The organism is Variovorax sp. VaC1 (assembly GCF_043658315.1).
In the GTDB taxonomy this organism is placed as follows: Bacteria; Pseudomonadota; Gammaproteobacteria; order Burkholderiales; family Burkholderiaceae_C; genus Variovorax.
Genome location: NZ_JBIGLT010000003.1, coordinates 350,566 through 375,840, shown reverse-complemented (window position 1 = coordinate 375,840; position 25,275 = coordinate 350,566). Strand labels below are relative to the sequence as shown.

The window sequence follows — 25,275 nt, the reverse complement described above, 5'->3', positions numbered from 1 at the left end:
GGTCAGTCTTCTTCGGACGATTCTTCTTGCGCCCCTTGCCCGGCCGGGCGGGGCGTGCGCTTGCCGGGCTTGGCCACGACCTCGACGTAGAACTGCTTGCCGGTTTCCTTGACCACACCGTCGATCAGGCCGGTGATGGCGGAAAGGTGCACGACCTGGGCGGATTCTTCGGCTGCGCCGAACTTGCAATCGAAGTCCCAGAAGTCGGCGCCTTCGGGCAGAACGCGCCGGCGTTCGCGCTTGATGTACTTGCGGATCTCGTGTTTGATGGCTTCGAGAAGCCGGTCGGGGTGCTTGCCCTCGACCTGGAGCTGAAAGGTTTTTCTCATGGGTGATCGTAACGCGCCGCGCTGTGTACAGTCGGCGGTTCAATTGAAAGCAGGTGAAGACATGGCGCGCGCAAACGACTGGGCAAGCAAGGTGATGGCATTGGTGAACGGCGGCAACGCGCCCGCGGCCATCGCGCAGATCAAGGTGGCACCCTCGGTCAAGGACCTGAAGGCGCTGCAGACGATCATGACGCTCTCGAAAATGAAAGGCCGCTATCCGAACGTGGATGCGGCCATTGCGGACAACCTCGACCTGCTGGCGGCGCCCCGCCTGCACCGCTCGCCCTGAACTTGCCCTGATGAGGCTTTACAGCGCCTGACCGAGGCGCTTCACGCCTTCTTCGATCTTCGCGACGTCGGCCGTTGCAAAGCTCAGGCGCAGCGTCGCCACATCGGGATTCTCGGCAAAGAACGGTGCGCCGGGCACGAAGGCCACCAGCTTTTCGATGGCGCGCTTGGCCAGTTCATTGGCATCGGCCAGCTTGCCGTTGGCGCCCGTCAGGCGCGCCCAGAAGAACAAGCCGCCATTGGGCTGCGTGAAGCTCACGGCATCGCCCAGCTCGCGCTTGAGCGCCGCGCCCATGGCCTGTGCGCGCTGGCCGTACACCTCGCGCACATGCGCCAGCGTGGCGGGCATGCGGCCGCTCTTGAGGTATTGCGCGGCCGTGGCCTGCGAGAAGGTGCTCGTGTGGGCATCGCTGAACTGCTTGCACATGGTGGCCTTGGCGAGCAGTTCGGGCGGCGCGATCATCCAGCCGATGCGCAGGCCGGGGCTGAGCACCTTGCTCAGGCTGCCGCAGTGCGCCAGCAGTTCGCGGCTGCCGGGCACGTCCTTGCTGAGGGACATGATCGACGGCGGCGGGGCTTCGCCGAAGTAGAGATCGCCGTACGGGTCGTCTTCCACGATCAGCGTCTGGTACTTCACGGCCAGTTCCAGCACCTTCTTGCGGCGCTCCAGGCTCAGCATGGCGCCGCTGGGGTTGCCGAAGGTCGGGATCAGGTAGACGAACTTGGGCTTGTGCTCGGCGATGAGCTTTTCGAGCTCGTCGGTCTTCACGCCGTTGGCGTCGATGGGCGCGCTGATGAGCTGCGCGCCATACAGGCGGAAGCACTGGATGGTGGCCAGAAAGGTCGGGCCTTCGACGATCACCTTGTCGCCGGGCGAGATCATGGTCTTGCCCAGCAGGTCGAGCGCCTGCTGGCTGCCGGTGGTGACGATCAGGCCGCTCGGGTCCACGTCGACGCCCTTGGTCTTCATGAAGGAACTGAGCTGCGTGCGCAGCGGCTCGTAGCCTTCGGTGGCGCCATATTGCAGGGCCGCGCCGGGCTCTTCGGCCAGCGCCTTCTGGCTCGCCTCCTTGAGACCCTCGACGTCGAACATGGCGCTGTCCGGGAAACCGCCCGCGAAACTGATGATGCCGGGCTTGCCCAGCAGCTTGAAGAGTTCGCGGATGGCGGAGGTTTCGACGTTGTCGAGGCGGGAGGCGAATTGCATGGTCAGTCTCACTTTCTGGGCGTCATTGTCGCGAAAGCCGCGGGCAATAAAGCTGCGTAAGGCTATCGGCTTTCAACGATATATTGCGCTACGACAGCCTTCCTGCGCGCGGCAGGCCAGTGCCGCGCCCTACCGAGCCCCATGAAAAAAGACAACATCGCCCCATTCTTCGCCGTCCTGCAGGCGGCCAACCCCACGCCCGAGACCGAACTCGAATACAGCACGCCCTTCGAGCTGCTGGCCGCCGTGCTGCTTTCGGCCCAGGCCACCGACGTGGGCGTCAACAAGGCCACCCGCAAGCTGTTTCCGGTGGCCAACACGCCGCAGGCAATCTACGACCTGGGCGTGGAAGGGCTCGAGGAATACATCAAGACCATCGGGCTGTACCGCAGCAAGGCCAAGCACCTGATCGAGACCTCCCGCATCCTGGTCGAGCGGCACGGCGGCGAAGTACCGAGGACGCGCGCCGAACTCGAGGCGCTGCCCGGCGTCGGCCGAAAGACCGCCAACGTGGTGCTCAACGTGGCCTTCGGCGAGGCGACCATCGCGGTCGACACGCACATCTTTCGCATGGGCAACCGCACCGGGCTGGCGCCGGGCAAGACGCCGCTGGAGGTGGAACTCAAGCTCGAGAAGCGCGTCCCACCCGAGTACCGGCTGCACGCGCACCACTGGCTGATCCTGCATGGGCGCTACATCTGCGTGGCACGCAAGCCGCGCTGCTGGGAATGCGCGGTCGCCGCCTTCTGCGACTACAAACCCAAGACTCCCGCGCCGAAAACGGCCTGACACGACAACGAACGAATGACGATCCCGAAGACTCACCGCGCCCTTCTTGCCTCGGCCCTGCTTGCCACCGTGGCCGGCCTTCCCACCGCCGCCTGGTCGCAAGGTGCCGGCCTGCCGCCCGATGCCATGGCGCTCTACGGCGGCCGCTGGTCGACCGCCTGCGCCGATGCGGGCGCGCCCACGCTGCAGGTGCGCCAGGACATGCTGATTGCCGAAAGCGGCAAGCGCCGCGTGGTCGGCAACGCGCCGCTGACGGCGCATAGTTTCTTCGGCAACAGCAAGCCGCCGGAAAACTTCGACCTGGCGCTGATGGGCAAGGTCGGCAAGGCCGGCGCGATGAACTTCCTGGTCTTCCGCGAGGCACGCGGGCAGTCCATCACGCTCGACGCCGACAAGCCGGTTGCCGGCCAGTTGGGCCCCGAGCTGATGAAGCAGCGCTACTGGCATTGCGATGGCGCCGCCCGCGCCGCAACGCCCCCCGTCGAGCCGCCGGCCGCCAAGCTGCCGCCACCGCCCACGGGCAGCCCCGCCGCGCTGGCGCAGGGCCCGGCCATGCAGAAAGCCTGGCGCGCCGCGCTGGGCACGCGCGAAAACGACCGCTGGCTGGTGCGTCGCGAAGGCCCGGCGCCCGAGTCGCAATGGGTCACGGTCGATGGCACGCGCTACCTGCTGCATGCCTTCTGCAAGCCGCACGACTGCTTCGACAACAACGCAATCGCGCTGTACGACCAGGGCTCGGGCCGCATCTACGGCCTGGTGCAGCGCAACGGCAGGAACCAGCTGGTGGGCACGCCGCCCGCCGCGCTCGCCCCCCAGCTCGACAAGCTCTGGCGCGAGCAGTGGCGCTCGAAGAACTGAGCAGCCGCCTCTTCAGGCCCGGTGCCGTTCAGGCCAGCTTGAACATGCGCACCGCATGCACCAGCCCCGCCGCCTGATCGTTCATCGACTGCGCGGCGGCTGAGGCCTGCTCCACCAGCGCCGCGTTCTGCTGCGTGGTGCGGTCCATCTGCTTGATGGCATCGTTGACCTGCTCGATGCCGGCCGACTGCTCCTGGCTGGCCGCGGTGATCTCGGCCATGATGTCCGTCACCCGGCGCACGCTGCCCATGATCTCTTCCATGGTCTTGCCGGCCTCGTTGACCAGCGTGCTGCCCGCATCGACCTCGACCACCGAGTCGCCGATCAGCGTCTTGATTTCCTTGGCGGCCGCCGCCGAGCGCTGCGCCAGGTTGCGCACCTCCGACGCGACCACAGCGAAGCCCCTTCCCTGCTCGCCCGCGCGGGCCGCCTCCACCGCCGCGTTCAGCGCGAGGATGTTGGTCTGGAACGAAATGCCGTCGATCACGCCGATGATCTCCACCACCTTGCGCGACGACGCGTTGATGGACGCCATCTTCTCCACCACCTGGTCGACCACCGCGCCGCCGCGCGAGGCCACCTGCGAGGCCGAGTCGGCCAGTTGGTTGGCCAGCCGCGCGTTGTCGGCGTTCTGCTTGACGGTGGAGGTCAGCTCCTGCATCGACGCCGCCGTCTCCTCCAGCGAGCTGGCCTGTGCCTCGGTGCGCGACGACAGGTCGCGGTTGCCCGAGGCGATCTGGCTCGACGCGCTGGCAATCGAATCCGTGCCCTCGCGCACCTGGCCCACCACCTTGGCCAGCTCGTCGTTCATGGCACGCAGCGCCCGCATCAGCATGCCCGACTCCGAGGTGTCGGCCACTTCGATGCGCGCCGTCAGGTCGCCCGATGCCACCTGCTGCGCCACCGTCACAGCCTGACCCAGCGGGCGCGTGATGGAGCGCGTCATGCGAAACGCCAGCAGCAGTCCGCCGAGCAACGACGCACAACTGATCGACAGGATGATCCACTTGGCACGCTGATAAGCAGCCTGGGCCGACGCCGAGCTTTCGTCGGCGCTTTTCCTCAGCAGCTCCTGGAAGGCCGACACGTGCGCCAGCACCTGGTTCAGCAGCGGCATGCATTCCTGCGTCAGCACCTTCACGGCTGCTTCGGTCTGGTGCGACGTGGCGAGCGCCACGACGTTCTTGGCGATGGGCAGGTATTGCGCCTCGAGCGTGCGCAGTTTCTCCAGCATCTTGCGCTCCTCGGCGCTCGCGGAGGCCGGATCGGCCATGACCGTCGCCAGGCTCTGCAGCCCGCTGTCGATCTCGCGCTGCGAGGTCCCGACGAGTTCGATGTCGCCCTTCTGCGCGGCCGCGCCTTCCACCAGCGCCAGGTTGCGTGCGGCAATGGCGCGCTTGCCGATGGCCGACTGCACGTTGTTCAGCTGGTCCAGCTTGCGCGCGCCCACCTCGGTCGCAAAGGCGATGCGGTCCGAGAGGTTCGCCATCTCGTGCAGGCCGATGCCGGTAATGACGAGCTGAAGCAACAGCAACAGCGCAAACCCCAGTCCCAGACGGGCGCCGATTTTGAGATTCGAGAGATCGAACATGCGGTGAACTCCAAAGTGTGGCGGGATCTTTTTCGGTCATCGGCAGCGTTGCTGCGCGCCACCCCACCCGAGAAGGGTGGGATGGGCAAACCCTCGAACATGGGATGCCCGCGGCGCGCGCGATGAATGAGAATTCGGGCAGATGCAACCTGCCTCCTCCCACGGAACACCGGCGCTGCGCACCCGAAGCCGCCGCCTGCTGGCGCGCCAGGGTTTGCTCGACAAGCTCGCCGGCCCGGGCGATCGCCGTTGCGTGGTGCTGCAGGCGCCCGCCGGTTTCGGCAAGAGCGCCCTCCTGCTCAGCTGGCAGCGCGAACTGGTCTCGGCAGACACCGACATCGCCTGGGTGCGGCTCGCGAACCTGGCCGAGGGCGACCTGCACTTCATGGCGGCGCTCATGGCCGCGCTGGGCGACATCGACGCGGCCATCACCCGTCACGCCGTGGCGCACGCCCGGCCGGACGCCGACGCGATCGAGCGGCTGGTCATCGCGCTGGTGCGTGGCATTGCCGCGCGCGGCCGCAAGCTGGTGCTGATCGTGGACGACGTGCACTGCGCGCAAAGCGGCAACGTGCTGCACGCGCTGCAACTGCTCGTGGAATACGCTCCGCCCAACCTGCTGTGCGTGTTCGCCAGCCAGGACGAGCTGCCCATGACGCTGGCGCACGCCCCCGCCTCGAAGGCGGTGCTGGAGCTGCGCGACGACGACCTGCGCTTCAGCCTGCCGGAGTCGATCGCCTACCTCGGCATGCGCCTGCCCGACCTCGACGCGCGCGCCGCCGCCGCGATCCACCGGCTGACCGAAGGCTGGCCGGCGCTGCTGCGGCTGGCGAGCGTCGATGTGCGCCGCCGGCGCGGCGTGCGTTCGCCGCTGGTCCTTGGCGTGCCCGACCCCGAGCCGTTCGCCGCGTACTTTCATGCGCACGTGTTCCCGCGCCTGTCGGCAACGCAACTGCGCCTGCTCACCTGCTGCGCCGCGCCCACCCGCTTCAGCGCGGCGCTGTGCACCGACCTTGCGGGCGAGAGCTTCACCCCCGCGATGTGCGCGGCGCTGCTCGAACCGCTGACGCGCGAAGGCCTCTTGTCCGAAGCACCGCAGGCGCCGGCCACGGGCGGCGAGCGCTGGTGGCACCTGCACCCGCTGCTGCGCAGCGTGCTGCTGTCGCACTTCGCGGCATGGCCCGAGGCCGAGCGCCTGACGCTGCATGCCACGGCCTGCCAGTCGTTCGCGGTTCGCGGCATGCACCACCAGGCCGTGCGGCACGCGCTGGCCGCCGGCAACCGCGAAACGGCCGCGCGGCTGGCCGAGCACGGCGCAGTGGCGCTGTTCGTCAAGGGCCGGCTCGCCGAGATGATCGCGCTGGTGCGCCAGCTCGACGCCTGCACGATCGGCGACAACGTTCATCTCGGTCTCTGGATGGCCTGGGTCGAACTGGCCGACTACCGGCTCGACGACTGCGCCCGCAGCATCGAACGGCTGCGCGCGACGCCCGGCCGCCTCGATCCGGCCATGCGCTACCGGCTGACGCTGCTCGGCTGCCTGCTGGCCATCCGCAGCGACGACAACGACGTGGTCTCGCGACTGCTGCCCGAACTGCTGGCACCGCCGGCCGCTGCCGACGACTTCGCCCTGGCCGGGCGGCGCAACGTGCTGACCTGGCTGTACCTGCACACCGGCGATTTCGAGCAGGCGCGGCGCATCCAGCGCGACGAGCCGCTGCCCCTGGTCGACGGCGAACCGGTCATCGGCACGCTTTTCGGTTCGCTGGTGGGCCAGTGCCTGGTCGGGCTCTCGTTCGCCATCGAGGGCCAGATCCATCGCGCGGAACGCGTCTACCGCCAGGTGCTGCGCGAGGCGCAGGAGCGCGGTGCGCACTGCGCCGAAGCGGCACGGCTGACGGCGCAACTGCTCGTCGAGGTGCTGTACGAACAGCATGGCCCGCTGGTCGCCACGCGCTTCATCCAGGAGCAGTTGGGCACGCCCGATGGCCTGATCCCCGACACCACGCTGCGGATGATCCTGGTGTCGAACCGGGCGCAGCAAGCCGCCGGCAGGTGGCCCGAAGCCCTGGCCCATCTTGCCGACCTGACACAGGCCGACGGCCTCCTGCAACGCTTTCACATGGACCGCGCACTGGCCTGCGTGCTGCTGGAACAGTTGCGCATCCAGCTGAAAAGTGGCGACGCCGACGCGGCGCGTGCAACGCTGCGAAAGATGGAGGCGCTGCAGGCCCGCCGCCCCGACGCCGAAGCCAGCAGCATCCTGCGGCGGGTGGCCGACGTCGGGGAGCGCGCGCGCATTCACCTGGCGATGCACGACGGCGAACTGCCGCTCGCGCTGGCGAAGATCGAAACCCTGCTGACGCGCTACGAACAGCGCGGCCAGGTCGGCATCGTGGCGGCCCTGCTGCTGCAGGCGGCCGAAGTCGAGCGCAGGCTCGGCCACACCGAAGCCTCGAAGACACGCGTGTGCGCCGCCCTGCGCCTGGGCCACCGGCTGGGCCTGATGCAGACCCTGCTGAACGCGCACGACAACGCGCTGCCGCTGATCCGCACGGCGGCCGCGATTCCCAAGCTCGACCCGGTGCTGGCGTTCTTCATCGAGCGCATCGAAGCGCTGGCGCAATCGCAGCGCGACGAACAGGCCGAGCCGCCGCCCACCCAGCGCTTTCGCGACGACCGCCGGCTGACCCGCCTGCTCACGCTGCGCGAAGCCGAGATTGCCGAGCTGCTGCAGCAATCGCTGCCGAACAAGAAGATCGCGCTGACGCTCGGGCTGTCGCTCGACACCGTCAAGTGGCACCTGAAGAACATCTACATGAAGCTGGATGCGCACGGGCGCAGAGCAGTCGCCGCGCGCATGCGGCACGAACTCGAACTGGAGCACGACGAGGGCGGCAGCGGCAAGTAGCCGCGGCCAGCATCAGGCGACTGGTGTGTTGCCGAAAGTCAGCCAGCCGCCGAACGGCATTTCGTCCGCAGGCCAATCGGCGGCGGTTTCAACGCAACGAACACCGCGCTGCAGCAGCGACACCGCGCGCAACACGCCAGCATGCGTGACCCACAGCGCATCGCCCTTTGCCGCCCGCCATTCGTCGTGCGCATCGGCCACGCGCCGCATGAAGACGCGCACGCTTTCGCCATGAAAGCCAGCGGGCGCATCGGCGAAATCGGCGGTCCAGGTCTCGAAGTCTTCACGCGGGATCGCGGACCACGGGCGCCCTTCCCAGGCGCCGAAATTCATCTCGGCCAGGCGCGCGTCGTGGCGCAATTGCAGGTCCGGACGCAGGGCCACGATGGCACTGGCCAGCGCGACACAACGCCGCAGCGGCGAACTCAGCAGCACGATGCCGGCCGGCAGCAAGGGCGCAATGCGCTGCGCCGCGGCCTGCGTGGCGTCCGCATGGGCTTCGAGGTCCGTGGCGCCGTAGCAAAGCCCGGCTTCGGCCACCACGGGCGCATGGCGCTGGAGCCAGAGCGTGCTCATGCCCGCCACGCCAGAACGAGGTAGATCGCCAGCTCGCACACCTGTTGTGTTGCGCCCAGGCCATCGCCAGTGAAGCCCTGAAGACGACGCATGAAGAGCCGCGCCATCCAGCCTGCAGCCAGTGCCGCCACCACCAGCGCCGCCGCCACGTGAACGGGGTCGTGCGCGTACAGCAGAAGTGCCACGGCGGGAATCGACCACACCACGGCCATCGCGAGCGCGCCACGGCTGATGGCGTCGGCCAGCGGCTTGGCCTTGCTCGCCCCGCTGTCCCCAACGTAGGGCAGCCATCGGATCAGGAACAGCGGTGCCAGCCGCGACAGCACATGCGCACCGACGATGGCAACCGCCACAGCCGCCAATCCATGCCCTGCCAGCGTGGCGAGCAGCGCGAACTTCAGGCCCAGTGCCAACACCAGCGCCACCGTGCCGAAGGCGCCGATGCGCGAGTCCTTCATGATTTCGAGCGCCCGATCGCGGTTGGCGGAGCCGCCGAGGCCATCGGCCACGTCGGCGAGGCCGTCTTCATGGAAGGCACCGGTCAGCATCACGGTGGCGACGGTGCTCAGCACGGCGGCGACGAGCGCTCCCGCTGTACCCGACAGCCCCATGCCCACGCCAACGAAAACCGCTGCAGCCACTCCACCCACCAGCCACCCGATGCCCGGCAGATGCGCCGCGCTCGCGCGCAGCATCTGCGGGCTGAAACCGACCCAGGCGGCAAGCGGCCCTGTCACCGGTACGCGCGTGAAGAACTGCAACGCGAGCAGGAAATGGCGAACGCCGTTCATCGTTTCTGTCTCTTCAGGCGCGTGGCGGTTGCCTGGGTTCGGGGGCATTCAGGGCGCGTGCGAATGACACCGGGTGGTCCCCTCCGCGAATGTCCCCCGGGGCTGCGCCCCTCCTCCTTTATTTCGCTGCGGGGACCACCCGGTGCCATGCGCACAGGGCACGCTGCCGGTTCGCGCCGATCAATCAGTGCTCTGAAAACGCTTGCGCCGGCGGTGTGCTCTGCGCAGCGAAATAAAGGAGGAGCGAAGCGGGGGACATTCGCGGAGCAGAGCACACCGTCGGCGCAAGTGCGCCCCGAACGCCCTTCTCCCCCAACGCGACAGACAAGAAACCCAGCCGTCATGCCTTGCGCGACACACCCGCCGCCTCGAAGCTCGCCATCTCGCGCAGGATGCGGCAGGCCGATTCAAGCAGTGGCCACGCCAGCGCGCCGCCCGAGCCTTCGCCCAGGCGCAGATCGAGGTTGAGCAGCGGCTCCAGCCCCAGCCACTCCAGCAGCAGCAGATGCCCCGGCTCCGCCGAGCAATGGGCCGCGACGCAGCGCTGCGCCACGGAGGGCTGCAGCGCCTGTGCCACCAGCACGGCCGCGCTGGCGATGAAGCCATCGACCACGATCACGCGGCGCTCCTGCGCCGCCTGCAGCACCGCACCGACCAGCGTGGCGATCTCGAAGCCGCCGAAAGCCGCCAGCGCATCGAGCGGCGCGGTTGCGGATGCATGCAATGCAAGCACCTGGCGCAGCACCTCGCGCTTGCGCGCCAGGCCCGCCGCGTCGAGGCCGGTACCGATGCCGATGCAGTCGTTGATGTTCAAGCCGCCCAGCCGCGACAGCAGCAGCGCCGCCGACGAGCTGTTGCCGATGCCCATTTCGCCCAGCAGCAAGGCATTGCCCGGCAGCGCGCGCACCACCTCTCGGCCGTTGGCAATGGCCTGGGCGCATTGCGCGGGCGTCATCGCGGGGCCGGTGGATGCGTCGGCGGTGCCTGCGGCAATGCGCCGCTGCACCAGCCCCGGCCGGGGCTGGAAGTCGCGCGCCACGCCGCAATCGACCACGGTCAGCGCCAGCCCGTGCTGGCGCGCCAGCACGCTGACGGCCGCGCCGCCAGCCAGGAAGTTCTCGACCATCTGCCAGGTGACGTCGCTCGGGTACGCCGAGACGCCGCGCGCCGCCAGCCCGTGGTCGCCGGCGCACACCAGCATCTGCGGGGCATCGAGCACGGGCGTTTCGCTGCCCAGGATCAGGCCGATGCGCAGCGCCAGGGCTTCGATCCGGCCGAGTGCGCCCAGCGGCTTGGTCTTGTTGTCGATCGCGCTTTGCAGCCGGGCCGCGAGCGCAGCGTCGACGATGTCGGGAATGGTGGGGATCAGGTCGTTGTTGTCGGTCATGCAATCAGTCCGGCCAGCACGCCGGCGTCGAAGTGGGTGTCGATGAAGTCGGCCAGGCCGTCGAAGGTGGCGTCGAGCGTGGGCGCCGTGGCGCCGAACAACGCATGCAATGCGCCAGCATCCTCGAACAGGCCGTGCAGGTAAAGGCCCAGCACGTTGCCGCGCGTGTTCTGCCACGCCAGCCCCTCGGGCATGACGGGGCGGCCATCGTTCGCCATCTGGGGGTGCGCGGCGGTCTGGCCGTGGTGGATCTCGTAGCCCGCCACCGGCACGCCGGACAACGCGGCCCAGTCGCCGGTGAGTTCGCCAAAGGTGGCGGCGCGGTGGCGCACGGTTTTCTCGCGCTCGAACACCGTCACCAGCGGCAGCAGGCCGAGCCCCGGGGCGTTGCCGTCGATGCCGTGGGGGTCGACCAGCGCTTCGCCCAGCATCTGCAGGCCACCGCAGATGCCGAGCACCGCACCGCCACGCTCGGCATGCGCGGCCACGGCGCGGTCGAGCCCCTGCGCGCGCAGCCAGGCCAGGTCGCCGCTGGTGTGCTTGGAGCCGGGCAGCACGATCCAGTCGGCGCCGGCCACGTCGGCCGGCGTGCGGGCCCAGACGAGGCGCACGCCCGGCACGTTCTTCAGGGCCTGGAATTCGTCGAGGTTGCTGATGCGCGGATAGGCCACGACCGCCACGGTGCGGGTGACGGTGCCGCTGCTACGGCTGCGGTCGTCGAACACGCCGTCTTCTTCGGGCAGGCCGTGCTGCCACCACATCGGCAGCGTGGCGACGGTGGGCACGCCGGTCAGCTCTTGCAGTTGCTGCGGCGCGGGGGCCAGCAGCGAGGCGTCGCCGCGAAACTTGTTGAGCACGAAGCCGCGCAGCAGCGCACGGTCGGCCTCGGGCAGCAGCGCCCAGGTGCCGTACAGGTGGGCAAAGGCGCCGCCGCGGTCGATGTCGGTCGCCAGCAGGCAGCGGGCCTGGGCATGGCGGGCGATGCGCATGTTGACGATGTCGCTGGCCATCAGGTTGATTTCGGCCGGCGAGCCCGCGCCTTCGATCACGACCACGTCGTTCTCGGCGCGAAGTTCGTCGAGCGCCTGCGCGATCTGCGGCCAGACGCGCTCGCTACGGCCGCGCCAGGGCAAGGTCGAGAGTTCTTCGCTCACCTGCCCCATCAGCACCACCTGGCTGTGGGTGTCGCGCTCGGGCTTGAGCAGCAGCGGGTTCATGCGCACCTCGGGCACGGCATTCGCGGCCAGGGCCTGGAAGTATTGGGCGCTGCCGATCTCGCCGCCGTCGACCACACGCGCGTTGTTGCTCATGTTCTGCGCCTTGAAGGGCGCCACCTTGAGGCCCTGCCGCGCATACCAGCGGCTCAGCGCCGTGGCCAGCCAGCTCTTGCCGGCCCCGCTGGTGGTGCCCAGGACCATGACGCAACGCGCCGGCCCGCTCTTTGCCTTTGAACTCATCGGCGAATTGTCGTTGAGCGCCACCGGTGAATCCAAAGCCATCGTTGGTGCGTACATGCGCCAACATCCAACTTTGCAACCTGAGCCATGCCTGCCCTGAACGATCTGGCGATTGCTGTCGAGGAACGCGAACCGGGCCAGTTCTTCTGGACCGTGCTCGAAGCCCTCCATGGCGACGAAGCCTCCGAAACCCTGGATTACCGGGTCTACCGCTCGGCGACCAGGCCGCAAGCCAGCCATTCGAGTGCCCTGGCCCTGGGCGTGCTGGAGCTGCAAAAAATAAGCGCCGCCGCAGACCCGGCCAGTCACGGCTGAATCTGCGGCGGCGCAAGGCCGCATGGCTGCGGCTTTCAGGCTTTCAAACTGAAACTCTGGCTTTTCTTCCTTTTCAGCGCGTGGCAACCGCCTGCGTCGCCGCGGCCGCGGCGGGCGCCGAAGCCGTAGCTGCGGCCGCAGGAACCTCCCAGCCGCCGCCGATGGCACGGATCAACCCGACCGCCGCCTGGTATTGCGCCGACTTCACCTGCAGCGCCTGGCGCCGGTTGCGCAGTTCGCTGCGGCGGGCGTCGAGCAGGTCGAGCTGGCTGATGTAGCCGTTGCGATAGCGCGTGTCCGAGAGGCTCGTGGCACGCTGGGCCGACGTGACGGCCTGCGCCTGCACCACCGATTGCTCCTGCAGCGTGCGGATGGCGGCCAGCTGGTCTTCGACCTCCTGGAAGGCCACCAGCACCTGCGAGCGGTAGCTGGCCAGCGCGCCGTCGAGCTGCGCGTTGGCGCCCTGCACGCCTGCCTCGCGGCGGCCGCCGTCGAAGATCGGCAGCGACAGCAGCGCGCCCACGCCCCACGAGCGGGCCGACCACTTGAACAGGTCGCCGATCTCGGGCGAGGCATAGCCGGCGGCGCCGGTGAGCGAGATGTCCGGGAACCACGCGGCCTGCGCCACGCCGACACGGGCCTGCGCCGCCAGCACCGCACTTTGCGCGGCCGACACGTCGGGCCGGCGCGTGAGCACCGTGGCGGGCACGCCCGGCGGAATGGACGGCAGCGCCGTGGCCCATTCGTCGGTGCGCAGGCCGAAGCTGGAGGCCGAATCGCCCACCAGCACCGCGAGCGCGTGCTCCACCTGGGCGCGCTGGCGGTCGAGCGCCAATGCGTCGGACTCGGTGGACGACACCTCGGTCTGCACCCGCGCCACGTCCAGCTCGGCGATGTCGCCGGCCTGCTCGCGGCGCTGCGACAGGCGCAGCGTGTCGCGGTAGGCCTCGACCTGCTCGCGCACTAGGGCGCGCTCGGCGTCGAGCGCGCGCAGTTGCAGGTAGGTCTGCGCCACCTCGGCCTGCACCGCGAGCCGGGTGCTTTGCAGCAGCGCCTCGCGGCCGGCCGCGTCGAGCTGGGCCGCGTTGCTGGCGCCCGAGAGGCGGCCGAACAGGTCCAGCTCGTACGAGAAGGTCGCGCCCGCATTGGTCATGGTGGCCGGCCGGGTGCTGGCCGTGGCCTTGTCCAGGCCCGCGCCACGGTTGGCACCGGCATTCAGGCCGATCTGTGGCAGGCGGTCGGCGTTGGCGCTGCGCGCCAGCGCGCGGGCCTCGGCCAGCCGCGCGGCTGCGGCCTGGATGTTGTTGTTGTTGACGTCGGCCTTCTCGACCAGGCCATTGAGCACCGGGTCGTTGAACGCCAGCCACCAGGCACCGCGGGCCTGCGCCTCGGAAGGCACGGCGCGCGTGAAGCCCGCGGGCGGCGTGGGGCCCTGCTCCTTGAACTGCGCGGTGGTCGTAATCTCGGGCAGGCCCGAAGGCACGGTGGCACAGCCGGCCAGCACCAGGGCGGCCATCAGCGGCAGCAATGCGGTCCGAAGAGGCTTCACCAAAGGTTGTACTGAGAATTTCATGATTCGCTTTCTTCTCGTTCTCGATCAGTCATGCGAGCCGTGCGAGGGGCGCGGCGACGCAGGCACCGGGTGCAGGCCGCCACCGCCCGAGCCGCCGTGGGCCGGAGCCACCGGATGGTCGGCCGACACGAAGTCGTCGCCATGCGGCACTTCGCCATGCAGCTTGAGCGGCCGGTTGCCCGCCAGGCGGCGCAGCAGCACGTAGAACACCGGCGTCAGGAACAGGCCGAAGGCCGTCACGCCGATCATTCCGGCGAACACCGCCACGCCCATGGCCTTGCGCATCTCGGAACCCGCGCCGGTCGACAGCACGAGGGGCAGCACGCCCATCACGAAGGCCAGCGAGGTCATGAGAATCGGGCGCAGGCGCAGGCGGCTGGCTTCGGTGGCCGCTTGGATGGGCGTTCTGCCGGCGAACTCGAGCTCCCGTGCGAACTCCACGATCAGAATCGCGTTCTTCGCACTCAGCCCCACCAGCACGATCAGCCCGATCTGCGTGAAGACGTTGTTGTCGCCCCCCGAGATCCACACGCCCGCCATCGCGGCCATGATGCCCATCGGCACGATCAGGATGATCGCGATCGGCAGCGTCAGGCTCTCGTACTGCGCGGCAAGCACCAGGAACACCAGCAGGATGGCCAGCGGGAACACCAGGAAGGCGGAGTTGCCGGCCAGGATCTCCTGGTAGGTCAGCTCGGTCCACTCGAAGCTCACGCCCTTGGGCAGCGTCTCGGCCGCGATCTTGGTGATCGCGTCCTGTGCCTGGCCCGACGAATAGCCGGGGGCCGGGCCACCGTTGATGTCGGCGGCCAGATAGCCGTTGTAGCGCATGGCGCGTTCCGGGCCGAAGGTCGAATTGACCTTCATCAGCGCGGCCAGCGGCACCATCTCGCCCGAGGTCGAACGCACCTTCAGCAGGCCCACGTCTTCGGCACGGGCGCGGTAAGGCGCATCGGCCTGGACGCGCACGCTGTACGTGCGGCCGAACTTGTTGAAGTCGTTGGCGTACAGGCTGCCCAGGTAGATCTGCATGGTGTCGAAGATGTCCGTCACCGGCACGCCGAGCTGGCGGGCCTTGGTGCGGTCGATGTCGGCATACAGCTGCGGCACGTTGACCTGCCAGCTCGTGAACATGCCGGCCAGCTCGGGCGCCTGCTGTGCCTTGGCCATGAAGGCCTTCACTGCAGCGTCCATCTGGTCGTAGCCGACCGAGGCACGGTCTTCCAGCTGCAGCTTGAAGCCACCCGTGGTGCCCAGGCCCGCCACTGGGGGCGGCGGAAACATCACGATGAACGCGTCCTGGATGCCGGCGAAGGCGCCATTGAGCTGGCCCGCCACGGCACCGCCGCTCTGGTCGGGGCGCTTGCGCTGGTCGAAGGGCTTGAGCGTGGCGAACACGATGCCCGAGTTCGAGCTGTTGGTGAAGCCGTTGATCGACAGGCCCGGGAAGGCGATGGCGTCTTCCACGTTCGGGTTCTTCTTCATGATCTCGCCCATGCGCTGGATCACTTCGTCGGTGCGGTCGAGCGTGGCGCCATCGGGCAGCTGGGCAAAACCGATCAGGTATTGCTTGTCCTGCGCCGGCACGAAGCCGCCGGGCACCGCCTTGAAGAGACCGAAGGTCACTGCGATGAGCGCGACGTAGATGCCGAGCATCAGCGCCTTGCGCGAGATGACGTTCTTCACGCCGCCGCTGTAGGCCTCCGAACCGCGATGGAACAGCTTGTTGAAGCCGCGGAACAGCCAGCCGAAGGCCTTGTCCATGCCGCGCGTCAGTGCGTCCTTGGGCTGGTCATGGCCGCGCAGCAGCAAGGCGGCGAGCGCGGGCGACAGCGTGAGCGAGTTGATCGCCGAGATCACCGTCGAGATCGCGATGGTCACCGCGAACTGGCGATAGAACTGGCCCGTGAGGCCGCTGATGAAAGCCAGCGGCACGAACACGGCCACCAGCACCAGCGCGATCGCGATGATGGGGCCCGACACTTCGCGCATCGCACGGTACGTTGCTTCACGTGGCGTGAGCCCCGCCTCGATGTTGCGCTCGACGTTTTCCACCACCACGATGGCGTCGTCCACCACGATGCCGATGGCCAGCACCAGCCCGAACAAACTCAGCGCGTTGATCGAGAAGCCGAGCACATGCAGCACCGCGAAGGTACCGATCACCGACACCGGCACGGCCAGCAGCGGAATGATCGACGCGCGCCACGTCTGCAGGAACAGGATGACCACGAGCACCACCAGCATGATGGCTTCGAGCAGCGTGTGGATCACCGATTCGATCGACGCACGCACGAACTGCGTCGGGTCGTAGGCGATGCGGTATTCCAGGCCCTCGGGCATGTTCTTGTTCAGCTCTTCCATCGTCTTGCGGACGTTGGCCGAGATGTCGAGCGCGTTGGAGCCCGGTGCCTGGAACACGCCCATGCCGACGGCTGGGTCGTTGTTCAGCAGCGAACGCAGCGAGTAGTCGGCGGCGCCCATTTCGAGGCGACCGATGTCGCGAAGACGCGTGACGGCGCCGTCGGTGCCGCTCTTGACGATGATGTCACCGAACTCTTCTTCGCTCTGCAGGCGCCCTTGCGCATTGATCGACAGTTGCATGTCCACGCCCGACAGGCCCGGCGAAGCGCCGACCACGCCGGCCGCGGCCTGCACGTTCTGGCCGCGGATGGCAGCCACCACGTCGCTCGCCGAGAGGCCGCGCTGCGCGACCTTCTGCGGGTCGAGCCAGACGCGCATGGAGTAGTCGCCGCCGCCGAAGATCTGAACCTGGCCCACGCCTTCGATGCGCGCGAGCGGGTCCTTCACGTTCAGCACCGCGTAGTTGCGCAGGTAGTTGATGTCGTAGCGGTTGTTCGGCGAGACGAGGTGGACCACCATCGTCAGGTCGGGCGCGCTCTTGACGGTCGTGATGCCCAGGCGCCGCACTTCTTCAGGCAGGCGCGGCTCGGCTTGCGAGACGCGGTTCTGCACCAGTTGCTGTGCCTTGTCGGGATCGGTGCCCAGGCGGAACGTGACGGTGAGCGTGAGCACGCCGTCGGTCGTTGCCTGGCTGCCCATGTAGAGCATGCCTTCGACGCCGTTGATCTGCTCTTCGAGCGGCGTGGCCACGGTTTCGGCGATCACCTTCGGATTGGCGCCGGGGTACTGGGCGCGCACCACCACCGAAGGCGGCGCGACTTCCGGGTACTCCGAGATCGGCAGCCCACGCAGCGCGATCAGGCCGGCTATCAGCATCAATAGCGACAGCACGCCGGCAAAGATCGGCCGGTCGATGAAGAATTTAGAGAGATTCATGTTGGTTCTCCGGTGAGCGCGGGTGCGCTCCCCTCCGGTTTCAGGACTTCGCGGCCTCGGCCACGCGTTCCGGTTGTTGTTGCTTCGTGTCGGCCTTGGCGTCCATGGTCACTTGCTGCGGCACCACCAGCGCACCCGGGCGGATGTGCTGCAGGCCGTTGACCACGATGCGGTCGCCCGCCTTCAGGCCCTTGCTCACGACGCGCAGGCCGTTGATGGAAGCGCCCAGCGCCACTTCGCGGTAGGCGGCCTTGTTGTCGTCACCCACGACCATCACGAACTTCTTGTTCTGGTCGGTGCCGATGGCGCGTTCGCTCACGAGCAGCGCCGTGTCGTTGCGTGCCTGGCCCATGCGGATGCGGGCGAACTGGCCGGGGATGAGCGAGCCGTCCTTGTTGTCGAACGAGGCGCGCACGCGCACCGTGCCGCTCTTGGCGTCGACCTGGTTGTCGATCAGCTGCAGCTTGCCGGTGTAGGGTGTGCCGTCGAGGCCGGCGGTGCCCATCTGCACGGGAATGGTGTCGATCTGGCCGCGCGCGCTGGATCCGCTCGGCAGGTCTTTCAGGGCCCGCGTGATGACTTGTTCGTCGGCGTCGAAGCTCGCGTAGATCGGGCTCACCGACACCAGCGTGGTCAGCACCGGGGCGCCAGGACCGGCCGCCACCAGGTTGCCCACCGTCACCTCGATCTTGCCGATGCGGCCCGACACCGGGGCGCGCACCTGCGTGTAGCCCAGGCTCAGGCGCGCGGTCTGCAGCGAGGCCTGTGCCGCACGCAGATTGGCTTCGGCTTCGCGGCCGGCGTTCACACGCTCGTCGTATTCACGCTGGGCAATGGCCTTGTCGTCCCACAGGCGCTTGGCACGCTCCTGCTCGCTGCGGCTGAACGACTGGCGGGCCTGCGCCGATGCCACTTGCGCTTCGGCACGTTCGACCTCGGCCGCGTACGGCGCGGGGTCGATGGTGACCAGCAGGTCGCCCTGCCTGACCAGCGCGCCTTCGCGGAAATGCACCGACTGCACCGCCCCTGCCACGCGGGACCGCACGTCGACGCGCTCGACGGCTTCGAGCCGGCCCGAGAACTCGTCCCAGGCATTGATCTCGCTCGACGCCACGATGGCCACCGACACCGGCGTGCCCTGCTGTGCAGCCACCGGCGCCGTGGCCTCGGCCTTGAAGCTGTGCATGCCCAGCACGGCGGCCGCCACGGCCAGCAGCGCGGTCACGCCCGTGACGGCGGGCCAGAGGCCCTTGCGGGCCACGGAAGAGAGCTTTTGCTTGTTGTTCGACATGATGGTTCGTCCTTCTCGATGACTTTTGGGATGCAACAGGCCACCCCGGCGCTTTTCGGCACCGGGAGGCGGATTTCGGGGAAAAAGGGGCCCTTGCACGCTGCCGCGCTGGCAGCGTGTCAATCAGGCAGCCTGGGCGGGCTGGAACTAGCTGGGGTGGTTGGGCGCCGCAGGAGGCGGCGTGGTCGCACTGAAGAATTCGCGGAAGTGCTGCTGCACGGTGGCTTCACAGGCCACACAGGCGTTGCTCTCGGTGTCGTACAGCGCCTTCGGCCAATCCCTGGCACTGGGCAGCACGCTGCTCGTAACCTCGATGCCGGCGGCACGCAGGCGGCCCGCAAAGGTCAGCGCCTCGTCGCGCATGGCGTCGTCCGTGCCGACCAGCACCAGCGCGGGCGCCAGGGCCGACAGCCGCAGCGATCCGCTCGGCACCGCGTAGGGGTGCGTGGCGTTCGAGGGGCAGCTGAGGTACTTCTCCCAGCCCGTGGCCCAGCGGCATTCGGGCGCATCGTTGGTGGCCTTGCGCAGCGAGGCCGTACCGGCGCACGGATCGAGCATGGGCGACAGCAGGATCTGGCCTGCCAACGGCGGATGCGCGCGGTCGCGGGCGATGAGCGCCACTGCGGCAGCGAGGTTGCCGCCGGCTTCTTCGCCAGCCAGGTACACCTGCGCACCCTTGCCACCGAGCTTGACGCGTTGCTTGTAGAGCCATTCGAGGGCGGCATAGCCGACTTCGATCGGTTCCGGGAACGGCGACTCGGGCGCCAGCGGGTATGCCAGCGAGACCACCACTGCACCCGAACCCGCCAACAGCCGCGCCACGTTGCGACCGTTGTCCAGGTTGCCGCAAATGAAGGTGCCACCATGGAAGTGCAGCACCAGCGGCACCGTTTCACCCCGGGCACGCTGGCCATAGACACGCGCACCGACCGGCGCGCGGCCGGGCAACTCGATCGACAGATCGGCTTCCACGCCTTGTGCCGCGGCGAGAGCAGCAGCTTCGGCAGAGCGGGACGATGGAGCGGGTGACATGGGCGACCTCGGGGGAATGGGCGATGGTTGAAATATAAGTCGCCCACTGTGCCGTTAAACAGGGAACATGCCCCTACTCTGTTTCCAAACAGCTAACAATCGGATGCACATCGGGTCGGTTTGGCGCCCGGCGTCCGTGCGGCAAGGTCTCCCTTCGAACGGGTCTTAGGGGATTACCCGCTTATGTGAGAATCCGCTCCCCCCGGTGTGGGCCGGGTATCCCAGAACAGGCATTCAATGGATCAAATCCAGGCCATGCGGATCTTTGTCCGCGTCGTGGAAGCCGGCACATTCACCCGGGCCGCCGACTCGCTCGCCCTGCCCAAGGGCACCGTCACCAAGCAGATCCAGGCGCTGGAATCGCGCCTGCGGGTGAAGCTGCTCAATCGCACGACGCGCCGCGTCACGGTCACGCCCGACGGCGCGGCCTACTTCGAGCGGGCGGCGCGCCTGCTGAACGACTTCGACGACATGGAAGCCAGCATGACGAATGCGCAGGCCAGCCCCACGGGCCGGTTGCGCATCGACGTGGGCACCTCGGTGGCGCAGCAGATCATCCTGCCCGCCCTGGCCACTTTCTGCGACCGCTACCCCGACATCCAGGTCGACCTGGGCGTGAGCGACCGCACGGTGGACCTGATCAGCGACAACGTCGACTGCGTGCTGCGCGCCGGCGAACTCAGCGACCAGTCGCTGGTGGCGCGCCGCATCGGCACGCTGCACTTCGTCACCGTGGCGTCGCCGGCCTACATCAAGCGCTACGGCACGCCGCAGCACCCGAACGACATCGAGAAGCGCCACCACGTGGTGAGCTACTTCTCGGGCACCACGCGGCGCGTGTACCCGCACGAGTTCCAGAAGGGCGACGAGCGCATCGAGCTGAACGGCCCCTACCGCGTGTCGGTCAACGAAAGCAATGCCCACATGGCGGCGGTGCTCGGCGGCTTCGGCATTTCGCAGTGCATCACCTTCATGGCCGATCCGCTGCTGGAAAGCGGCGCGCTGGTCGAGGTGCTGTCCGACTGGACCCGCGAGCCGTTGCCGATCCACGTGGTCTACCCGCCCAATCGCCACCTGAGCGCCAAGGTGCGGGCCTTCGTCGACTGGGCGGCCGAGCTGTTCGCCAAGAACCCGCGCCTGCAGCGCCGCTGAATCCGCCTGCACGCGGCCTGCAAGGGCCGCGGCCGGTCAAGAGTCTCGGTAGACCGGCTCGCAGCGCACCTCGGTCTTCACCGAATTGGCGATGAAGCACTCTTCATGCGCCCGGTGGTGCATCTGGTCGATCTGCTCGCGCGTCGGCATGTTCGCGCCCGAGAACGTCACCTGCGGCCGGAGCGTGACCACCGTCATCGCGGTCTTGCCTTCGGCGTTCTTCTCCATCACGCCGATGGCCGCATCGAAGTAGCGGTCGACGACGAACTTGCGCTTCACCGCCATGGTGAGAAACCACAGCATGTGGCAGTTCGACAGCGAGGCGACGAACATCTCTTCCGGATCGACGGCCGACGCATCGGACATCGGCAGCGGCACCACGTGCGGCGACGAAGAACCCGGCACTTCCGCACCGCCGTCGAAACGCAGCGAATGCCGCCTGCTGTAGGTGTTGCCGAGAAAATCCTGCTCGCCTCGCTGCCAGAGGATTTCTGCGGTGTACTGGGCCATGGGTTGCGCTCCGACGCGTTGGGGGAGCGCAATTTTGCGCCACGGCCGCGCCATGGCGATGCCGGGGCGGCCCGGGTTCAGAGATCGATGCGGTAGCGAAACTTCGTCAGGCTGCCCTGGCTCGGCGAGGTGATGAAGCTCTCGACCAGCAACCCGCCGTTGGCCTCGATCACCTTCTGCGACGCGAAGTTGTCGGGGCTGGTCGTGACCTCGACCCAGCGCAGCCCTTCGCCCGCCGCCCGCTTCAGCATGGCGCCGAGCGCCTGTGTCGCATAGCCCCTGCGCTGCTTCCATGGCACGACGCTGTAGCCGATGTGCCCCAGGCAGTAGGCGGGCAAGGCCTCGGTGCCCGGCTGCCAGCGCAGGTCGATGCTGCCGCAGAACTCGCCGTCCCACATCCAGCACTTGTAGCCCGGCAGGCGCGGCACCTGCGAGCCGTCGGGCATCGTGACGGGCGGGCCCTTGGCGTCGCGGTCCACCAGGCTCGCCAGGAACAGCGCGGCATCGGCCTCGATCAGGGCCCGCTCTTCGGAGCCCGACTCGGGGCGCGATTCGTCCCGCGCCCAACCCCGGTTCAGGGCCGAGACATAGCTGCCCAGGCCGGCCTTCGACGGCCAGACCAGTTCCATCGGGCGAGGCGTGACATCCGCGCGCGGCATCTTGCTCATGGGGTCGCCTCCGTGCTTCGCACCGCGGTGCGCGCCTGCCTGCGACGTTCGCGTGCAGCCCTCATGCGCCCAGCAGCTTCACGAGCAGCGGCACCAGCAAGGCCGTCGCGATGCCGTTCAGCCCCATGGCCAGCGCGGAGAACGCGCCCGCCGTTTCGTTGACCTGGATGGCGCGCGCCGTGCCGATGCCGTGCGCGGCCAAGCCAACCGCGAAGCCGCGCACCGCCGGCTCCTTGATGCGCAGCAGGTTCAACAGGCCGGTCGCCATGATCGCGCCCGAGATGCCGGCAATGGCCGCCGCCACGGCCGCGAGCGACGGCAGCCCGCCGATCTTTTCGGCCACGCCCATGGCGATGGGCATGGTGGCCGACTTGGGCGCGAGCGACATGATCAGCTCGTGCGAACCACCCAGCACCCACGCGATGCCGATGGCCGACACGATGGCCGCCACCGAACCCACCAGCAGCGCCACGCCGATCGGCAGCCACAGCCGCCGCAGCCGGCCCACTTGGCTGTAGAGCGGCACCGCCAGCGCTACGGTGGCCGGACCGATCAGGAAGTGCACGAACTTCGCGCCCTCGAAATACGTGTCGTAGGGCGTGCGCGTGGCGAGCAGCACACCCACGATGACGATGACCGACACCAGTACCGGATTCACCATCGGGTTGCGCCCGCTGCGCGTGTGCAGCCACAGTGCGCCGAGGTAGGCCAGCAGCGTGAGCGACAGCCACAGCAGCGGCGACTGGGCGAGGAAGACCCAGATTTCGGAGAGCTTGGCAGGCGCGGTCATCATTGAAAAACCTCCGCGCTTCGCGCTGCGGTGCGAGCTTGCTCGGGGCGGCCCGGCGCGGCGCTCATTCAGCGTCCTTGCCGGTGACGCGGATCATCCAGCGGAACGTGAGCGCGGTCACGGTCATGGTGAAGGCCGCGCCCACGATGCCGGCGGCAAGAAAGGGCAGCCACTCGCGCCCTACCCGCTCGAAATGCAGCATGACGCCCGTCACCGCGGGAATGAACAGCAGCATCAGGTTGCGCAGCAGATGGCCCGAGGTGTCGGTCAGCACCTGCGGCACGCCGCCGCGCACGAGCAACCCGACGAACAGCAGCACCATGCCGATCAACGGTCCGGGGATCGGCAGGCTGAGCCACTGCACGAGCAATTCGCCGGCCAGTTGGCAAAGAAAGAGCGTGGTGATGGCGTAGAGCATCGTGTTTTTCTGGTTATCCGTTCGATCAATGTTCGTTGGAAGCGGTGGCACGTGTCCAGCCCTCTTTCAGGGCCTGCTGGCTCTGCGGTGGCAGGACGCCCAGGCGCACATGGCTTGGCAAGCCGAAGGAGGCGCAGTCGCGCAGCTTGATGCCCTCGGCGCGCAGCGCAGCGGCCAGCGGGGGATACGACCGGTCGGTTCGCGCACAGAAGAAATTGCCGTCGCTGGGCAGGCAGTGCCACCCCAGCAATTCACAGACGGCACGCTGTTCGGCCTTCCACACGCGCAGGGTCTGCAGGCTCTGCGCGAGCCAGGCCTGCGCTTCGTCGCCGGTCCAGGTTTCGAGCAGCGCGACGCCGTGCATGCCCAACGGCCACGACGGCGCGAGCCGGTCCAGACGCTGCAGCAGCGGTACGGCGTCTTCGCCATCGGGTGCGATGGCATAGGCGGCGCGGATGCCGGTGAGGCCCATGGCCTTGTTCGGCGTCCACAACTGCCAGACGCGGTCGCGCTGCGCCGCATCGAGCGATGCGCGGCCTTCGAGGCGCAACGGCTCATAGGCCATGTCGAGCACGCAGATGCCGTTGGTGCTTTCGGCGTGCTGCACCAGATCGGCCTGCGCCTGTCCCAGCGGGCTCGACGGTTCGCAGCACCAGCGAAGCGCTGCGGACGCGTGCGATGCCGGCGCACGCACCGACTGCAAGCCCCAGGCCTGCGCCGCGCGCTCGTAGTCGCCGTAGCTGTGCGCCGGCAACCAGACCTGCGAGCCACCGCCTTGTGCAACAGCGGCACTGATGCGGTGGATGAGCTCGCTCGCACTCGCCGCGATCACGATACGTTCGGTCGCCACGCCATGAAAGCGCGCGAGCCTCGCGCGCAGCGCCGTGTAGCGCGGGTCCGGGTAGTGAGCGGCATCGGCGGCGCGGATCGCGGCCACGGCGGCAGGGCACGAGCCCACCGCGTTGCCGTTGGTCGAGAAGTCGTGCGGCGCGGCACCGGATTCGTCGGGGCCGCCGTGCACGGCGTCGGCGGAGCGATCTGATGTCATGCCCACCACCTCCAGCCTGCAGCCGCCACGATAACCAGCGATGCCAGGACAGCCACAGCGAAAACGGCCCGCCCGCCGAGCTGCGCAGTGCGCTGCATGTCGGCGGCGGTCGGCGCGCGGCCTTCGGCATTCAATGCATAGACACCGGGCTTGGCGAGCCGCACGCCCAGCAGCAGCGCCATCGTCGCCATCGGCCAACCGCTGTTGGGCGACGGCGTGCGGCGCGCTTCGTCGGTCAGGCCCATCGGCCAGCGCCATGCCGCGAGCATGAGCAACTGCGAAGTGAGCCGCGCCGGCAACCACGAGAGCAGATCGTCGACGCGTGCGGCCCATTTGCCGAACCATGTCCAGTCACGCCCATTGCGCTCGCCGAGGTAGCCCCACATGGCATCGGCCGTGTTGGCGAAACGGTAGACCGCCGCACCCGGCAGGCCCAGCAGCACGAACCAGAACAGCGGGGCCACCAGCGAATCGTTGAGGTTTTCGGCGAGCGATTCGATGGCGCTCTCGCGCACCTCACGTTCGCTGAGCTGCGAGACATCGCGGCTCACCAGCCTCGCCAGCTGCTTGCGACCGGCGTCGAGCGACACGGCCAGCGCGGCATCGACCGCCAGCACCTCATCGCGCAGCATGCGCCATGCAAAGAGCGGCTTCAGCAACAGGCCCAGCAGCACGGCCATGGCCCACAAGGGCAGCCACGTCATGAGCAGCCCCTGCAACATCATGGCCACGCCACCGACGGCGGCTGCGCCCACACACCAGGTCAGCGCACCGATGAAGAAAGCCGGCAGATCGATGCGCTTCGCATCTTTCGGCCATGGCGCGACACGCGAGCCGATCCACCCGAGGTACTGCCCCATCCACACGACCGGATGGCAGCGCGCGGGCGGTTCCCCGAACCAGCGGTCGATGGCCAGCGCGAGCCACAGGGCGGCGACGACGGCAAGGGCATATTCAAGGGTGGTGTGGGGCATGAGAGCCGCCATTCTCGCGA

The 25,275-nt window shown here is 68.3% G+C and carries 23 protein-coding genes; 6 read left to right on the top strand and 17 right to left on the bottom strand.

Annotated features, from left to right (window positions below):
* Positions 1-2 precede the first annotated feature (2 nt).
* Positions 3-329 carry a DUF6172 family protein gene (locus ACGLHS_RS13870; RefSeq protein ID WP_394480475.1) on the bottom strand — a complete coding sequence of 109 codons (327 nt, stop codon included), beginning with the start codon at positions 327-329 and terminating at the stop codon, positions 3-5.
* Between the two features lie 61 nt (positions 330-390).
* Here ACGLHS_RS13870 and ACGLHS_RS13865 point away from each other — a divergent pair, with 61 nt between their 5' ends.
* Complete coding sequence (locus ACGLHS_RS13865) at positions 391-618, top strand: hypothetical protein (RefSeq protein ID WP_093241232.1); 228 nt, start codon at positions 391-393, stop codon at positions 616-618.
* Positions 619-636: 18 nt separating this feature from the next.
* On the opposite strand, the gene ACGLHS_RS13860 is transcribed toward ACGLHS_RS13865, so the two are convergent.
* Entirely contained in the window at positions 637-1,824 is a 1,188-nt protein-coding gene (locus ACGLHS_RS13860; protein WP_394480473.1) for a PLP-dependent aminotransferase family protein, read from the bottom strand.
* A gap of 141 nt (positions 1,825-1,965) precedes the next feature.
* On the opposite strand from ACGLHS_RS13860, the gene nth reads away from it, so the two are divergent.
* Together nth and ACGLHS_RS13850 are read left to right on the top strand one after the other, a co-directional pair.
* On the top strand, positions 1,966-2,613 hold the full coding sequence (gene nth / locus ACGLHS_RS13855; RefSeq protein WP_394480471.1) for an endonuclease III: 648 nt from the start codon (positions 1,966-1,968) through the stop codon (positions 2,611-2,613).
* Positions 2,614-2,628: 15 nt separating this feature from the next.
* On the top strand, positions 2,629-3,471 hold the full coding sequence (locus ACGLHS_RS13850) for an Ivy family c-type lysozyme inhibitor (protein ID WP_394480469.1): 843 nt from the start codon (positions 2,629-2,631) through the stop codon (positions 3,469-3,471).
* 28 nt (positions 3,472-3,499) lie between these two features.
* On the opposite strand, the gene ACGLHS_RS13845 is transcribed toward ACGLHS_RS13850, so the two are convergent.
* Entirely contained in the window at positions 3,500-5,062 is a 1,563-nt protein-coding gene (locus ACGLHS_RS13845) for a methyl-accepting chemotaxis protein (RefSeq protein ID WP_394480467.1), read from the bottom strand.
* A 142-nt stretch (positions 5,063-5,204) separates the two neighbouring features.
* Between ACGLHS_RS13845 and ACGLHS_RS13840 the strand changes: the two genes are divergently transcribed.
* Positions 5,205-7,973 carry a LuxR C-terminal-related transcriptional regulator gene (locus ACGLHS_RS13840; RefSeq protein WP_394480465.1) on the top strand — a complete coding sequence of 923 codons (2,769 nt, stop codon included), beginning with the start codon at positions 5,205-5,207 and terminating at the stop codon, positions 7,971-7,973.
* Positions 7,974-7,985: 12 nt separating this feature from the next.
* Here the strand turns inward: ACGLHS_RS13840 and ACGLHS_RS13835 are convergent, their stop codons facing one another.
* The 4 genes from ACGLHS_RS13835 to ACGLHS_RS13820 all read right to left on the bottom strand — a co-directional run bounded on the left by ACGLHS_RS13835 (position 7,986) and on the right by ACGLHS_RS13820 (position 12,184).
* Positions 7,986-8,549, bottom strand: coding sequence for a histidine phosphatase family protein (locus tag ACGLHS_RS13835; RefSeq protein WP_394480463.1), 564 nt, complete (start codon positions 8,547-8,549; stop codon positions 7,986-7,988).
* Complete coding sequence (locus tag ACGLHS_RS13830) at positions 8,546-9,340, bottom strand: adenosylcobinamide-GDP ribazoletransferase (protein WP_394480461.1); 795 nt, start codon at positions 9,338-9,340, stop codon at positions 8,546-8,548. Before ACGLHS_RS13830 ends, ACGLHS_RS13835 begins: the two co-directional genes overlap by 4 nt.
* Before the next feature lie 340 nt (positions 9,341-9,680).
* Positions 9,681-10,727: a nicotinate-nucleotide--dimethylbenzimidazole phosphoribosyltransferase gene (cobT, locus tag ACGLHS_RS13825; protein WP_394480459.1), complete on the bottom strand. Its 1,047-nt coding sequence runs from the start codon at positions 10,725-10,727 to the stop codon at positions 9,681-9,683.
* Positions 10,724-12,184 (bottom strand): cobyric acid synthase, encoded by a 1,461-nt coding sequence (locus tag ACGLHS_RS13820; RefSeq protein ID WP_394480457.1) that lies wholly within the window; start codon positions 12,182-12,184, stop codon positions 10,724-10,726. The genes cobT and ACGLHS_RS13820 overlap by 4 nt, the downstream gene beginning before the upstream one ends.
* A gap of 87 nt (positions 12,185-12,271) precedes the next feature.
* Here ACGLHS_RS13820 and ACGLHS_RS13815 point away from each other — a divergent pair, with 87 nt between their 5' ends.
* Positions 12,272-12,499, top strand: a complete 228-nt coding sequence (locus ACGLHS_RS13815; RefSeq protein WP_093241258.1) for a hypothetical protein — start codon at positions 12,272-12,274, stop codon at positions 12,497-12,499.
* A gap of 73 nt (positions 12,500-12,572) precedes the next feature.
* Here ACGLHS_RS13815 and ACGLHS_RS13810 read toward each other — a convergent pair whose 3' ends face one another.
* The 4 genes from ACGLHS_RS13810 to ACGLHS_RS13795 all read right to left on the bottom strand — a co-directional run bounded on the left by ACGLHS_RS13810 (position 12,573) and on the right by ACGLHS_RS13795 (position 19,695).
* A complete protein-coding gene (locus ACGLHS_RS13810; protein WP_394480455.1) occupies positions 12,573-14,072 on the bottom strand; it encodes an efflux transporter outer membrane subunit in 1,500 nt (499 codons plus the stop codon).
* 24 nt (positions 14,073-14,096) lie between these two features.
* The gene (locus tag ACGLHS_RS13805; protein WP_394480453.1) at positions 14,097-17,372 is read right to left on the bottom strand and encodes an efflux RND transporter permease subunit; all 3,276 of its coding nucleotides are present in this window, start codon (positions 17,370-17,372) and stop codon (positions 14,097-14,099) included.
* 40 nt (positions 17,373-17,412) lie between these two features.
* Entirely contained in the window at positions 17,413-18,663 is a 1,251-nt protein-coding gene (locus ACGLHS_RS13800; protein ID WP_394480451.1) for an efflux RND transporter periplasmic adaptor subunit, read from the bottom strand.
* 147 nt (positions 18,664-18,810) lie between these two features.
* Complete coding sequence (locus ACGLHS_RS13795) at positions 18,811-19,695, bottom strand: alpha/beta hydrolase (protein WP_394480449.1); 885 nt, start codon at positions 19,693-19,695, stop codon at positions 18,811-18,813.
* 237 nt (positions 19,696-19,932) lie between these two features.
* On the opposite strand from ACGLHS_RS13795, the gene ACGLHS_RS13790 reads away from it, so the two are divergent.
* A complete protein-coding gene (locus ACGLHS_RS13790; protein WP_093241272.1) occupies positions 19,933-20,847 on the top strand; it encodes a LysR family transcriptional regulator in 915 nt (304 codons plus the stop codon).
* 36 nt (positions 20,848-20,883) lie between these two features.
* Here the strand turns inward: ACGLHS_RS13790 and ACGLHS_RS13785 are convergent, their stop codons facing one another.
* The 6 genes from ACGLHS_RS13785 to cbiB form a co-directional block, all read right to left on the bottom strand.
* A complete protein-coding gene (locus ACGLHS_RS13785) occupies positions 20,884-21,357 on the bottom strand; it encodes an OsmC family protein (protein ID WP_394480447.1) in 474 nt (157 codons plus the stop codon).
* A gap of 77 nt (positions 21,358-21,434) precedes the next feature.
* Positions 21,435-22,025, bottom strand: a complete 591-nt coding sequence (locus tag ACGLHS_RS13780) for a GNAT family N-acetyltransferase (protein ID WP_394480445.1) — start codon at positions 22,023-22,025, stop codon at positions 21,435-21,437.
* 61 nt (positions 22,026-22,086) lie between these two features.
* Positions 22,087-22,815: an LrgB family protein gene (locus tag ACGLHS_RS13775; RefSeq protein ID WP_394481450.1), complete on the bottom strand. Its 729-nt coding sequence runs from the start codon at positions 22,813-22,815 to the stop codon at positions 22,087-22,089.
* Positions 22,816-22,879: 64 nt separating this feature from the next.
* Positions 22,880-23,233: a CidA/LrgA family protein gene (locus tag ACGLHS_RS13770; protein ID WP_394480443.1), complete on the bottom strand. Its 354-nt coding sequence runs from the start codon at positions 23,231-23,233 to the stop codon at positions 22,880-22,882.
* A gap of 25 nt (positions 23,234-23,258) precedes the next feature.
* On the bottom strand, positions 23,259-24,281 hold the full coding sequence (locus ACGLHS_RS13765) for an aminotransferase class I/II-fold pyridoxal phosphate-dependent enzyme (RefSeq protein ID WP_394480441.1): 1,023 nt from the start codon (positions 24,279-24,281) through the stop codon (positions 23,259-23,261).
* Positions 24,278-25,255 (bottom strand): adenosylcobinamide-phosphate synthase CbiB, encoded by a 978-nt coding sequence (gene cbiB / locus ACGLHS_RS13760; protein ID WP_394480439.1) that lies wholly within the window; start codon positions 25,253-25,255, stop codon positions 24,278-24,280. Before cbiB ends, ACGLHS_RS13765 begins: the two co-directional genes overlap by 4 nt.
* Between the last annotated feature and the right edge of the window lie 20 nt (positions 25,256-25,275).